This is a genomic window from Fulvivirga ulvae, from assembly GCF_021389975.1.
Classification (GTDB): Bacteria; Bacteroidota; Bacteroidia; order Cytophagales; family Cyclobacteriaceae; genus Fulvivirga; species Fulvivirga ulvae.
Map to the genome: position 1 here is coordinate 4,227,511 of NZ_CP089981.1, position 12,984 is coordinate 4,240,494.

A 12,984-nucleotide genomic window follows, 5' to 3' on the forward strand; every position below is an offset into this window, starting at 1 on the left:
ATCATTAAAGTTGTCGTCCTCTTGTTTTTAATTACTTTCATTTATTTAAAACTGCAAGATAGAAAGGATGTTGCTGAGACGACGTGGAACTATATTCAGGTGGTTCTTTACAATAACCCCGGGTTACTGGCGCTTGTATTGATTTTAATGCCGCTAAACTGGGGACTGGAAGCTGTGAAATGGAGAACTCTGGTCAGGCCACTGTCCGGAATGTCGTTTATGAATGCAGTTAAAGGTGTACTTACCGGTTTGAGCCTGAGTTTTATTACTCCTCACGGCCTTGGAGATTACTTTGGGAGGGTTATGCAAGTCAATAACCCTCAGAGAGGTAGATACATAGGAGCTATTATGCTTGGTCGTTTTTGTCAAATGGTTCCCACACTTTTATTTGGAAGTGTAGGGTTGTATTATATTTCCGTCACTGCTTTATGGATCTATGTTTCGTCGGCAGTAGTGCTTGGAGGTGCTTTACTTATAACATATTTAGTGATTAGAGGTAGAATGATATCAGGCATAGCGCCTTCCGAAAAACTAAGAGTAAGAATAAACTACTACTTTGGTATTATAGGGATGTATTCGGCAAGAGAAATTACGGCCATTCTACTGGTATCTGTTCTCCGTTATATCGTATTTGCTTTTCAGTTCGGAGTCATACTTGTCTTGTTTTTGCCAGAGGTAAGTCTGCATCTGAATATGGCCGGCGTAACCTGGATATTTTTATCCAAATCCATATTGCCAACCTTTAATTTCCTAAGTGACCTTGGTGTGAGAGAGTTTTCAGCCATCTATTTCTTTGAGAAATATCATGTTGATATTGTGGGTGTTATTAGTGCCAGCTTAACTTTATGGCTGATCAATGTACTTGTTCCCACTATAACCGGGGCTCCACTTACGTTAAAGATGAGGTTAAAAACACGATGAGTTTGGTTTTGATTGTTATAATTTCTGTGTATTGTATATTATTGTTGCTTCTTAATATAGGATGGGCATTGAATAAAAAATCATCCACGTACGAGGGGCAGCCAAGCCATTATTATACCGTCATTGTACCTTTCAGAAATGAACAGAATAATTTACCCAACCTCCTGAGTAGCCTTCAGGGGCAGAGTATCTCTGATCAGGCATACGAGGTGATACTGGTTAATGATCACTCAGATGATTCGTCGGTTGAGATAATTAATAGGTTTATACCAAAGGCAAAATTTTCAATTTCACTATTACACCTGGAAACAAGTGAAGGGAAAAAGCAGGCACTTTTGAAAGGCATTAAAGCATCAGCAGGCTCAGTTATTGTGACCACCGATGCCGATTGCACTTTCGGTAAGAATTGGTTAAACAGCATTGCTGAATTTTATGAAAATAGTGATACACACATGGTGACAGGGCCGGTTACCATTGAAAAAGAATCAACCTTTTTCGAAAAACTTCAGACTATTGAATTTGCCAGTTTAATAGGTTCCGGAGCGGCAAGTCTGGCTTTGCATATGCCTAACATGTGTAATGGTGCCAACCTTTCATTTCTCAGAACGGCTTTTTTTGATGTTGGGGGGTACAATGGCAATGAGAAAATAGCCAGTGGGGACGATGAATTTTTAATGCATAAGTTCTGGAAGGCATTTGAGGGGAAAGTCCGTTTTAACAAATCCAAAGATGGGATAGTATATACCCGGTCTCACAAATCCTGGTACAGTTTTTTTCAACAACGTAAACGTTGGGCGAGCAAATGGAAGCATTATTCAAGTATAAAAACCAGCGCTCTGGCGGTATTCATTTTAATGTTTAACATGTCTTTTATAACAGCTCTTGGCTTGTTGGTAGCTGGTTTTCAGGGGAGTGTAATTTTGGTAATTGTGATCACCTTAAAAGTTATATTGGAATTATTCTTTCTGAATAAAATTTTAAATTTCCTTAATAAAGGTCTGAACTTAATACATTTTATTTTCTTGCAATTTACCTATCCGTTTTATGTTATAATATTCGGAATAGCTGCTAACTTTGGCACATACAGGTGGAAAGGGAGGAAACATTAGCCTATCTTTTTCAAATATTTATTATATTGTATTAGGTGTGTAGGTTGATTTCTTATGGAGACATTGTCATTACAAAACAGGTATAATTTAAAAGAGCTTGAACTCAACGCCCTTTTAGAGATCACTCAGGCGATTAATAACAACCTACCTGAATCGTCTCTCTATAAGATTTATGATTTTACCCTTAGAGCCAATCTGAATATTAAACGACTTGCGCTTTACGTTTTAGATGAAAGGTGGGAATGTAAAGTGAATTATGGTACTGAGATGGATTGCTTTACTACCGAGTTGGATGAGGAGTTTACAAAAAATACTTCTATAACACCTATTATAAAAGGAAGAGGGGACGTATTTGATGAGTTTGACTGCGTGGTACCCATCTCTCATAAATCTTCAATACTGGCCTTGGTTTTTGTAGGTGACCTGGAGGAGGAAGATGACGATGCCCGTAAAAGCAGCATGAGGTTTATTCAGGCACTAAGCAATATTATTATTGTTGCTATAGAAAATAAGAAACTTGCACGAAAGCAACTGGAGCAGGAAGCACTAAGGAAAGAGCTGGAAATTGCCAGTGATGTACAACAATTTTTGTTTCCGGAAAGTCTGCCTTACGGACTAAGACTAAAGATAGAAGCCAGCTACCTTCCTCACGATAGGGTGGGAGGTGACTATTATGACTATATTCCAATCAATAAAAACCAGTTTCTTATCTGTATAGCCGATGTTTCGGGTAAAGGTATACCTGCGGCATTAATGATGTCGAACTTTCAGGCTTCTCTGAGAACTCTTGTGAGGCAGACACCTAATATTAAGGAAATTATTGAAGAGCTTAATTACCATGTGCTTGAAAATGCCAAAGGAGAAAAGTTTATTACCTGCTTTCTGGGTATATACGACCATCAGCTGAAGACTTTGGTGTATGTCAATTCCGGGCATAATCCTCCGTTATTAGTAAACAGAAAAGGAGAAGTACAACTTTTGGAGGAGGGCTCAACCGTTCTAGGAGCATTGCATCCCTTACCTTTTATCAATGAAGGGTTCTTAACAGATTTAGATGATTTTCTGCTTTTTTGCTATACCGATGGAGTTACGGAAACTGAAAACGAGAGTGGGGATGAGTTTGGGTTACAGAAATTGCTTGATTACTTTGGTAAAAACAGGAATAAAGACCTCAGACGGATTCATCAGGACATTATTATTGACCTGGATGGTTTTAAAGGAAGGAACGGTTATAAAGATGATATTACGATGTTATCATGTAAAATAGAGCCTTAATATGTTTTTTCATAAGACTCCCGGTATAGTTAGGTGGCTCTACCCTCAACTAACCTGGCATATACCATCGGAAAATGCACAAACGATTTACCTGACCTTTGACGATGGCCCAATCCCTGGTCTTACTGATTTTATTCTGGACACCCTTGATCAGTTTGATGCTAAGGCCACTTTTTTTTGCGTAGGAGAAAACCTAAGGAAGCATGCATACATTGCAGAAAGTGCTATAAACAGAGGGCATACCCTGGCTAATCATACTTACAATCACCTTAATGGTTGGAAAACCGATTTTGAGAAATATATTGAGAATGTTAAACGCTGCCAGGATGAACTGGATGGTCTCGGTCAGCGCGCTAAAATTCTTCGTCCACCCTATGGTAAAATCTCAAGAAAGCAAATTAGCGCATTGAACAAGGAGTATCATATCGTTATGTGGAATGTGCTCTCAGGGGACTATAGTATGAAAATTAACCCTGAAAGGTGCCTGAAACAAACTATTAAAGCAACCGGTAATGGCTCTATTGTACTGTTCCATGATAACCTAAAAGCTCAGGCCAATGTAAAATATGCTTTGCCAGCCTTTATTAAACATTTTCATGAACTAGGGTATCAGTTTAAATCAATATGTATGAACTAACAGTGATTTTAGCAGGCATATGCACTGTTGCCATAATAATAGATTTAATGCTAATCTTATTTTGGTGCATACGTCGTAGAGCGCGCAATGCACTGCCTGCTGACTTGCCCAGAGTTTCCATATTAGTAGCTGCCCGCAATGAAGAGCACAATATAGAGCGGTGTATCCACGCGCTGTTGAATTTAAACTACCCTAAGACTAAGCTGGAAATATGGATTGGAGATGACTCCTCAGAGGATCATACTTTGTGTAGAGCTCAGGAATTGAGCAAGAACCACCCTCATATTCAAATAGTAGAGATTGCCGAAAACCTTGGAAGAGCACGTGGTAAGGCCAATGTGCTGGCCCACCTGGCACAAGAAGCAACCGGTGATGTTTATTTTATTACAGATGCTGATATTGCCGTGAACGAAAATTGGGTATCAGGAATGCTACACGGCCTGAAACCCGGCGTAGGCATCGTTAACGGTGTCACGGCAGTTGAAGGTAATGGTTTGCAAAATGTAGACTGGCTTTTTGCTATGGGAATGATAAAGGTAATAACCGATTTAGGAAAACCGGTAACAGCTATTGGGAATAATATGTGTGTAACACGTGAATCCTACGAAAGTGTAGGAGGGTATGAAAGTATTCCCTTTTCGATCACTGAGGATTTCGAATTATTTAAGCAAATCAATAACCAGGGTTATCGGCTCACGCAGCTATTGAATCGGGATGTTCTAGCCACAACAAGGAGTGTTGAGGGACTCAAAAGCCTGCTTCATCAGAGAAAGAGGTGGATGTTTGGGGCGGTACAGCTGCCCGTTCCTATAGTCAGTTTGTTATTATTTCAGGCCCTGTTTCATTTGGCTATTATCCCACTGATCATCTCTCATTTATACCTGGGGTGCAGCATTTTACTCCTGAAAGTGTCTGCTCAGATATGTTTTATCCTGGCCATTCATAAAAGGCTTAACCTGTCCGTTAATTGGGCAGCATTACTGTTTTATGAGTTCTATTCCTTCAGTTTGTCTGTTCTCAGTTCAATTTTCTTTTTAATTCCGACTAAAATCAAATGGAAAGGCAGGAAATATTAACTTTGGCCGGTCTTGTGACTTTTTTTGTTTGATGAATTATATACAGCAGAATGAACGAATTTGTAGACAGCCACGCTCATATTTACCTTAATAAGTTCAAAGAGGATTTGAAGGATGTTCTGGAAAGATCCTTTGAGCATGGAGTTAATAAGATTTACATGCCAAATATAGATCACACATCTGTTGATGACATGATGGAACTGGAAAACAGATACCCCACAAATTGTTTTTCCATGATGGGGTTACACCCATGTTCCGTCAAAAAAGGCTTCGAGAAAGAATTGTACATAGTGGAGGAATGGCTGGGTAAAAGGACATTTGCGGCAATAGGAGAAATAGGTACCGACCTTTATTGGGACAAGACTTTCTGGAGTGAGCAGCAGGAGGCCTTCAAAGTACAGGTAGAGTGGGCAAAGCAATATAAACTACCCATTGTGATTCACTGCAGAGAATCCATTGATGAGACCATTGAGTTGGTTGAATCATTAAAAACTGATGAGTTGACGGGAGTCTTTCATTGCTTCTCAGGGAACCTGGAGCAGGCAAGGAAAATAACTGATATGGGGTTCTATCTTGGATTTGGAGGAGTTGCAACTTTTAAGAATGGTGGCCTGGATACTGTGATACCACACCTGGGCCCTGAACACATGCTATTGGAAACGGACAGCCCTTATCTTGCACCAGTTCCGCATCGGGGTAAGAGAAATGAGCCGGCCTACATTCCGATTGTTGCCAAAAGAATAGCCACATTAAAAGAGATGCCTTTGAACGAGGTAGCCGCAAAAACGACGTCAAACGCCCTAAAACTTTTCAGCCAAAATGAACTACTCTAAAATAAATATTATAACCTCGGCTTATATTAAGCCAGAAACCTCCATACTAATAATATATACAGGAGGTACACTGGGCATGGTGCACGACGAAAAAGGAGCATTAATTCCTTTCGATTTCAGCTCTATTTTGAATCACGTGCCCTCACTTAGACAATTAGAGTTGAATTTGACCGTTATTTCCTTCGAAGAACCTATAGATTCTTCAAATATAGGCCCGACTGACTGGGTGAAAATTGGTCAGATTATTTTTGAAAATTATAACGATTTCCACGGCTTTGTCGTGTTGCATGGCACTGATACTATGGCATTCACTGCGTCGGCATTAAGCTTTATGCTAGAAAACCTGGGTAAGCCGGTAATATTTACCGGAGCCCAGCTACCAATATCTTCTTTGAGGTCCGATGCCCGGGAAAACCTGATTACCGCTCTTGAAATTGCTTCCAGCGGTTCAGGAGACCGACCGCTCGTACCAGAAGTTTGTATTTACTTTGATTATGTATTGCTAAGAGGGAATAGGTCAAAAAAAGTCCAAAGCCTCCATTTTGATGCGTTTGAGTCAGAAAATTACCCTACTATGGCTGAGTCGGGAGTTGTTATTAACTATAACACATCTGCCATTCGTCAAATTGAGAGTGACAAACCACTTACACTGCACAGTAAATTTGACAACCGGGTCGTTATACTTAAGTTATACCCGGGTATTACAAAGGAAGCCGTTAAGGCTGTACTTTGTATTGATGGCTTGAGGGGAGTAGTACTGGAGACTTTTGGATCTGGCAATGCCCCCACATCAGAGTGGTTTATTGATCTTATAAAAGAGGCTATTGAAAAGGGTATAGTAATACTTAATGTATCGCAATGTCCTGGAGGAAGAGTTATACAGGGCAGATATGATACAAGTCAACAATTAAATGAGTTGGGTGTTATAGAAGGCGCTGACCTTACTCTTGAAGCTGCAATCACTAAGCTAATGATGGTGCTTGGCGAGGAGCAGGATCGGATGCTTATCAAAAAACGGTTAATAGAACCGATTTGCGGCGAGTTAACGCTGAATTAAAGTCATTTAAATTTATTTTATGTTTGCATAAAGTGTTTTTTATTGATTTATTTGTGCTTGCCGTGAAGCAAAGGCTTTACGCATGGAGAGGTGACCGAGTGGTTGAAGGTGCTCGCCTGGAAAGTGAGTGTGCCCCAAAAGGGTACCGGGGGTTCGAATCCCTTCCTCTCCGCTTGACATACGGATGAAAGAAAATGGTGTATTAAAACACCCTTCATCTTAAGAAGAACCTGGGGAACGGAGTCGGATAGATTTGAGGTTCGAAAGGAGTAAAAGACTAATTGTGAGGGTAGTGTGAAAAAGGATAATGTACAGTTATATTCTTTTCTTTACGCTGAAAATATTGATAGGAAATCAGACAGGTCGAATTTATTGTACAAAACAAACCTTTCAATCTGCTCAGATCAAATTGATAATTAAATCCCTCGCTTTAAAATTAAACGGGCTATAGTATTTAATGTTCCGAAAAATTATACTAAATATGCTGCCCGAATTAGTCTTATAAGAATTTTGTATAAGTCGGATAAGAATTGAATATTGCGTTCTTATCCATTGGATTTGAAACTTTTAATTAATTTTAACTATAAATTATAATCGTTTAACACTCTCAAAACAAAAACTCTGAGAAATACTTAAAACTTGAATTATGAAAAAACTATTTACATTATTGGCGCTGGTAGGGGTTCTTTCCCTTGGTTCTCAATCTATGGCTCAGGAAGAGTCTGTAGATACAACGACTGTGGAGAATGATACTACAGCTGCAACGGCTGACCCTGTAGTTGAAGAACCAGATCCTGTAGTAGAAGATGAGCCTGTTCAGGAGGTAGAGACTGAAAAGTCATTCCATCAGGTTGTTAAAGATAAATTTATCGAAGGTGGTGTTGAGTGGATGACGCCGGTACTTATCTGTTTGATCTTAGGTTTGGCTATTGCTATTGAAAGAATTATAACTTTGAACCTGGCTACAACCAATACTGATAAGCTTTTGGCAAATGTTGAGGATGCTTTGGCTTCAGGCGGTGTTGAGGCTGCTAAAGAGGTGACCAGAAATACCAGAGGACCTGTTGCTTCAATCTTTACTCAGGGCTTGATGAGAATGTCTGAAGGCATCGAAATGGTTGAGAAATCAATCATTGCATATGGATCAGTAGAGATGGGTAGACTTGAGAAAGGTCTTGTATGGATATCTCTTTTCATCGCTCTTGCTCCAATGCTTGGTTTCACCGGTACTGTAATTGGTATGATTGGTGCATTCGATGCTATCCAGGCTGCTGGTGACATTTCTCCTCAGATTGTTGCCAACGGTATTAAAGTAGCTCTCTTAACGACTGTTGCCGGTCTTTTTGTAGGTATCATCCTTCAGGTGTTCTATAACTACTTAGTTTCTAAAATTGATTCTCTGGTAAACCAGATGGAAGATGCATCAATCACTTTGGTTGACCTTCTTGTTAAGCACAAGCTTACTGGTAGAGCTTAATCGAATTTTTAGTAAACTTAACGTAAATTATATATGGAATCATTTATTAATATAGCGTTGTGGGTAGCGATGATTATGGTGGCAATCGCAGCTTTGGCTGCCATTGTACTGCCACTGATCAACTCGCTTAGCCACCCTAAGTCATTAATAAGAAGTGCGATAGGGGTAGTTGCCTTGATAGTGCTTTTTGTCATTACCTGGTCTATAGCAGACAGCACGGTAACTAATGCATACATTGAGTTTGGTGTTAACGAAACCAGCTCAAAGTTCGTAGGAGGATCTTTAATGCTGATGTATGTACTTTTCATTATAGCAGTAATTGGGATCGTATTTTCTGAAATCAATAAAGCTATTAAATAATGGCTAGGAATAAACAAAGAGATAACCCGGAGATTAACTCCAGCTCGATGGCGGATATTGCCTTCTTGCTGCTGATCTTCTTCCTGGTGACAACCACAATTGCTAACGACAGAGGTCTGAGCCTTTTGCTTCCTCCGGATCCGGATACAATGGAGCAGATGGACATTAAAATACCTGAAAGAAACATCTTCAAAATTCAGGTAAACTCTGCTGATAAGCTTTTGGTTGAGGGAGAACCTCTGACAGATGTTACGGCTATTAAATCTATGATCAAAGAATTTGTGTTGAACAATGGTCGTAATCCTGAGCTCTCTGATTCTCCTAAAGATGCTATTGTGTCTTTTAAGACTGATAGAGGAACAAGCCAGGAGATGTTTATAGAGGTACTGGATCAGGTTCAGGGTGCATACTATGATATGTATGCCGATAGAGTAGGAGTAACAAATAAGCAATGGAGAGATATTTCCAACGATCTTTCTGATCCTGAAAATAAGAGATTGTATGACAAGGGAAGAGGTTTGAAGGATGGAAAAGTGGAGTTCCCAATGAACATCTCTATTGCAGAACCATCTAAAATTGGAGGTTAAATGTCAAAATTTAAGAAAAAAGCAAATACAAAACAGGATATCCCTACATCTGCTTTACCTGATATTATCTTCATGCTGTTGTTCTTCTTTATGGTAACAACAGTATTGAGAGAGGTTACTATCAACGTAAAACAAAGGATTCCCGATGCTACACAGCTAAGAAAACTACAGAGAAAATCGTTGGTAAGCTACTTGTATATAGGAGAACCAAAGAAAACATCTCAGTGGGGCTCTGAACCAAGGATTCAGGCTAACGATGTTTTCATCGAGCCTAAAGATGTGGTGTTGTGGGTAAATCAGGAAAAGGATAAACTGGATGAAGTAGAAAGAGACCAGATCACTATCGCAATGAAAGTTGATAAAGAAGCAAAAAGAGGTTTGGTGTCTGATGTAGAGTTTCAGCTTAGAAAGGCAAATGCCAGAAAGCTTCTCTACACCACATTACAGGAAATGGAAGAATAACTATTTCAGTTAAATAATGTAATAATATAGAAAAGGGCTTACTGTTACCAACAGCAAGCCCTTTTTGTTTCAACACTTTTATAATGGAGCTTAATAACCCCAAAACCATCAATGGATGGTGCATGTATGACTGGGCCAATTCCGTTTATTCCCTGGTTATAACTTCTGCAATTTTTCCCGTCTATTACAACAGTATTACTACAGCCGAAAGTGGCTACGATAAAGTAGATTTTTTTGGGTTGGAGATAACGAATTCGGTGCTCTATTCCTATTCACTATCTTTTTCATTCCTTTTCGTGGCTATTATACTGCCACTTCTGTCCGGAATAGCTGATTATAGCGGCCGGAAAAAATTGTTTATGAAGTGCTTCATGTATCTGGGAGCATTGTCATGCATAGGCCTTTATTTTTTTAACGGCCCTGAAGATGTCGAACTGGCAATTATTTGCTCGGTAATGGCCAGCATAGGGTACTCAGGCAGCCTTGTTTTCTATGATGCCTTCCTTCCTGAGATTGTAACTGAAGACAAGATGGATAAAACCAGTGCCAAAGGTTACGCCCTGGGATACATAGGTAGTGTTATATTGCTGGTGGTTAATCTGGTAATGATTGAGTATCACGATACCCTGGGATTTGCCGAAGGGCAAACTGCCGTAAGATTCTCATTTCTTTTAGTAGGTGTCTGGTGGATATTATTTTCACAAATTACTTTTTCCCGGGTGCCTGACAATGTTTATAATCAACAGCCAAAAGGCAATATACTTACAGAGGGGTACAATGAACTCCTTAAGGTTTGGAATAGCATCAAGGGACTCTCGGTAATGAAGCTTTTTCTTGTGGCATTTTTCTTTTATAATATGGGTGTCCAGACAGTTATGTACTTGGCAGCTACTTTTGGCTCTAAAGAGCTAAAACTTGAAGATGGCAAACTTATTATGACTGTTTTGCTGATTAATATAGTCGCAGTTTTTGGAGCTTACTTCTTTGCTTATGTCAGCAAAATAAAGGGCAACAAAGCCTCATTATTGATCATGGTGTTCGTTTGGATACTTATCTGTCTGGGAGCTTATTTTGTATATAACGAGTACGAATTCTATGTACTGGCCTTTGTTGTGGGGCTTGTAATGGGAGGAATTCAGTCTTTGTCAAGAGCTACTTACGCCAAGCTTATCCCTAAAGGGAGCATCGATCATGCTTCTTATTTTAGCTTTTATGATGTGGCTTTTAATATTTCCATTGTTTTCGGAACATTCGCATATGGCCTGATAGAGCAGATTACCGGTGATATGCGTAATAGTACACTGGCATTAATGCTTTTCTTTATGGTTGGCATGGGATTTTTGTTGTTGATCAGGGTGCCAATGCACAGGGTTATAAAGTTGGAAGAAACAGATAGCCTAGATAAATATGCCTTTGTAAAGAAAGATGACAGAAGAGATAGCTAAAATTAAGTAGATTATAGTTACCGGGAGGCCTATCTTTAAAAAGTCTTTAAAGTTATAGCCACCAGGGCCATATATAATCAGGTTTGTCTGGTAGCCTACCGGAGTAAGAAAGGCTGCCGAGGCTGCGAAGGCAATTCCTAAATAAAACGGCCCCCCGTCTATCCCCATGCCTGAGGTCATGGCGAATGTTAATGGAAATGCAATTGCCACCGCTCCAACATTGGTTATAAAAGAAGTGAGCAGAGTGGTTATAATCATTAGACCGGCTAATATAGCAATGTTTCCATAAGGCTGAAGGAAGCGTAATGCCTGATGGGCTATCAATTCACCTGTGCCGGTATTTATCATAGCCTCTCCAATGGATAATGATAATACAAGGATGGCTACCAGGCTGATATCCAGGTCGCGTTTAACGTTCTGGATAGTAATCAGTTTCATAGCCACCATCACTGTAAATATGGACATCAACGAAAGGAACAGATTAAAGACTTGAGTAATTACGAGACCTAAAACTACTATTCCGATAATCACCAGCTTATAGTAACCATTATTTTTTTTGTCTATTTCCTTAGTCTCCCCGGTAATGACATAAAGGTCCTTATACAAGTCTATACGGTCATTAAATTCTTCGCCTACATAAAGCAAAAGCACATCACCTGCTTTGATGTTAATTTTTCCGATTTTTCCGCTTAGTTTTTCTCCGTTGCGGTGTACTGCAATAACGGCCGCATCATAGCGCTCCCGGAAGTTTGACTTCTTTACGGTTTTTCCTATAAGGCTACTATTGGCGCTTACAACACTCTCAACTACCCGGAGTTTTCCGTTAGTGGATGGTGTCAGTTTCTCGGGCAATTCAACGCCAATATCAGTTAATGTAAGGTCTACAATATTGTCCGTATTGCCTGCGAATATGAGAATGTCCTTGGCCTGAATGATTTCCTTTGGCGTAACGGGAGAGATCAGCTTGTCGTCTCGGACAATCTCTACAAGATACACCCCGCTTAGGTTTCTTAAACCTCCCTCAATTATTGATTTACCTATCAGCGGACTATTTTCACTAAGTCTTTTTTCAATAAGGTATTGTCTCTTATTTGCCTCAAATTTTTCTATAATGTCTTTACGATTGGGTAAAAGTTTATTGCTGAAGAGCATGAGAAAGATTATACATATGATGGCAACAATACTACCCGTGAAAAGAAGTTCCAGGGGATCAATACCCGGTAAATTGTTCTCAATCATAAACCCGTTCAATACCAGTGTGGTTGAGGTTCCTATGAGTGTCACCATTCCTCCCATGATGGTTGAGTAGGAGAGCGGTATAAGTAGCTTGGAGGGAGATATGTTGTTCTTTTTTCCCCAGCTAAACACGTATGGTGTCATCAATACTACCACAGGAGTATTATTAACAAAAGTGGAGAGTACAGCTACCTTGCTCATCATGGATATCAGAAACTGCCTGTAGGTCTTTGCTTTTCCAAACGCTTTATCCAGCCATAGCTCAACATTAAAATGACTCCTGATACCGGCGGTGATAAGTATAAGCAGTATAACACTGGCAATGGATTGGTTTGAAAAGCCTTCAAGTATTTCTGCCGGTGATATTATTCCGAATACCACAAGAAGCAATGCTGCAAACAAGAAGCTTACAGCAGGTTTCAGCCACTCAAAGTATATCGAAATGAACAATAACAGAATGACAGCTATAACGAAATAAGGCTGTAAACCAATCTCAATGACGTTCATAT

13 protein-coding genes and 1 tRNA gene are annotated in these 12,984 nt (G+C 39.6%); 13 read left to right on the forward strand and 1 reads right to left on the reverse strand.

Features of this window, described 5'->3' with window-relative positions; all coding sequences use genetic code 11:
- Positions 1 to 21: 21 nt before the first annotated feature.
- From LVD17_RS18045 to LVD17_RS18105, 13 genes are all read left to right on the forward strand, one after another.
- A complete protein-coding gene (locus tag LVD17_RS18045; protein WP_233760409.1) occupies positions 22 to 921 on the forward strand; it encodes a lysylphosphatidylglycerol synthase domain-containing protein in 900 nt (299 codons plus the stop codon).
- Positions 922 to 989: 68 nt separating this feature from the next.
- Positions 990 to 2,030 carry a glycosyltransferase gene (locus tag LVD17_RS18050; protein WP_233760410.1) on the forward strand — a complete coding sequence of 347 codons (1,041 nt, stop codon included), beginning with the start codon at positions 990 to 992 and terminating at the stop codon, positions 2,028 to 2,030.
- A 54-nt stretch (positions 2,031 to 2,084) separates the two neighbouring features.
- Entirely contained in the window at positions 2,085 to 3,305 is a 1,221-nt protein-coding gene (locus LVD17_RS18055) for a PP2C family protein-serine/threonine phosphatase (RefSeq protein WP_233760411.1), read from the forward strand.
- Between the two features lies 1 nt (position 3,306).
- The gene (locus LVD17_RS18060; RefSeq protein ID WP_233760412.1) at positions 3,307 to 3,942 is read left to right on the forward strand and encodes a polysaccharide deacetylase family protein; all 636 of its coding nucleotides are present in this window, start codon (positions 3,307 to 3,309) and stop codon (positions 3,940 to 3,942) included.
- Positions 3,930 to 5,018 (forward strand): glycosyltransferase, encoded by a 1,089-nt coding sequence (locus LVD17_RS18065; RefSeq protein WP_502798353.1) that lies wholly within the window; start codon positions 3,930 to 3,932, stop codon positions 5,016 to 5,018. Before LVD17_RS18060 ends, LVD17_RS18065 begins: the two co-directional genes overlap by 13 nt.
- Positions 5,019 to 5,068: 50 nt before the next feature.
- Positions 5,069 to 5,851, forward strand: coding sequence for a TatD family hydrolase (locus LVD17_RS18070; protein WP_233760414.1), 783 nt, complete (start codon positions 5,069 to 5,071; stop codon positions 5,849 to 5,851).
- Positions 5,838 to 6,908, forward strand: coding sequence for an asparaginase (locus LVD17_RS18075; protein WP_233760415.1), 1,071 nt, complete (start codon positions 5,838 to 5,840; stop codon positions 6,906 to 6,908). Before LVD17_RS18070 ends, LVD17_RS18075 begins: the two co-directional genes overlap by 14 nt.
- Before the next feature lie 84 nt (positions 6,909 to 6,992).
- Positions 6,993 to 7,080: transfer RNA gene (locus LVD17_RS18080), tRNA-Ser, on the forward strand.
- A gap of 474 nt (positions 7,081 to 7,554) precedes the next feature.
- Positions 7,555 to 8,385: a MotA/TolQ/ExbB proton channel family protein gene (locus LVD17_RS18085; RefSeq protein WP_233760416.1), complete on the forward strand. Its 831-nt coding sequence runs from the start codon at positions 7,555 to 7,557 to the stop codon at positions 8,383 to 8,385.
- 33 nt (positions 8,386 to 8,418) lie between these two features.
- A complete protein-coding gene (locus tag LVD17_RS18090) occupies positions 8,419 to 8,745 on the forward strand; it encodes a hypothetical protein (protein WP_155175178.1) in 327 nt (108 codons plus the stop codon).
- Positions 8,745 to 9,332, forward strand: coding sequence for an ExbD/TolR family protein (locus LVD17_RS18095; protein ID WP_233760417.1), 588 nt, complete (start codon positions 8,745 to 8,747; stop codon positions 9,330 to 9,332). Before LVD17_RS18090 ends, LVD17_RS18095 begins: the two co-directional genes overlap by 1 nt.
- Complete coding sequence (locus tag LVD17_RS18100) at positions 9,333 to 9,794, forward strand: ExbD/TolR family protein (protein WP_233760418.1); 462 nt, start codon at positions 9,333 to 9,335, stop codon at positions 9,792 to 9,794.
- A gap of 83 nt (positions 9,795 to 9,877) precedes the next feature.
- The gene (locus tag LVD17_RS18105; protein WP_233760419.1) at positions 9,878 to 11,239 is read left to right on the forward strand and encodes an MFS transporter; all 1,362 of its coding nucleotides are present in this window, start codon (positions 9,878 to 9,880) and stop codon (positions 11,237 to 11,239) included.
- Here the strand turns inward: LVD17_RS18105 and LVD17_RS18110 are convergent.
- On the reverse strand, positions 11,192 to 12,982 hold the full coding sequence (locus LVD17_RS18110) for an SLC13 family permease (protein ID WP_233760420.1): 1,791 nt from the start codon (positions 12,980 to 12,982) through the stop codon (positions 11,192 to 11,194). The two genes, LVD17_RS18105 and LVD17_RS18110, sit on opposite strands and share 48 nt — an antisense overlap.
- Between the last annotated feature and the right edge of the window lie 2 nt (positions 12,983 to 12,984).

Bases quoted from the DNA above. Each gene is read 5' to 3' on its own strand.
- LVD17_RS18055 (WP_233760411.1), top strand. From the start codon at position 2,085: ATGGAGACATTGTCATTACAAAACAGGTATAATTTAAAAGAGCTTGAA.
- LVD17_RS18060 (WP_233760412.1), top strand. From the start codon at position 3,307: ATGTTTTTTCATAAGACTCCCGGTATAGTTAGGTGGCTCTACCCTCAA.
- LVD17_RS18065 (WP_502798353.1), top strand. From the start codon at position 3,930: ATGTATGAACTAACAGTGATTTTAGCAGGCATATGCACTGTTGCCATA.
- LVD17_RS18070 (WP_233760414.1), top strand. From the start codon at position 5,069: ATGAACGAATTTGTAGACAGCCACGCTCATATTTACCTTAATAAGTTC.
- LVD17_RS18075 (WP_233760415.1), top strand. From the start codon at position 5,838: ATGAACTACTCTAAAATAAATATTATAACCTCGGCTTATATTAAGCCA.
- LVD17_RS18085 (WP_233760416.1), top strand. From the start codon at position 7,555: ATGAAAAAACTATTTACATTATTGGCGCTGGTAGGGGTTCTTTCCCTT.
- LVD17_RS18090 (WP_155175178.1), top strand. From the start codon at position 8,419: ATGGAATCATTTATTAATATAGCGTTGTGGGTAGCGATGATTATGGTG.
- LVD17_RS18095 (WP_233760417.1), top strand. From the start codon at position 8,745: ATGGCTAGGAATAAACAAAGAGATAACCCGGAGATTAACTCCAGCTCG.
- LVD17_RS18100 (WP_233760418.1), top strand. From the start codon at position 9,333: ATGTCAAAATTTAAGAAAAAAGCAAATACAAAACAGGATATCCCTACA.
- LVD17_RS18105 (WP_233760419.1), top strand. From the start codon at position 9,878: ATGGAGCTTAATAACCCCAAAACCATCAATGGATGGTGCATGTATGAC.
- LVD17_RS18110 (WP_233760420.1), bottom strand. From the start codon at position 12,982: ATGAACGTCATTGAGATTGGTTTACAGCCTTATTTCGTTATAGCTGTC.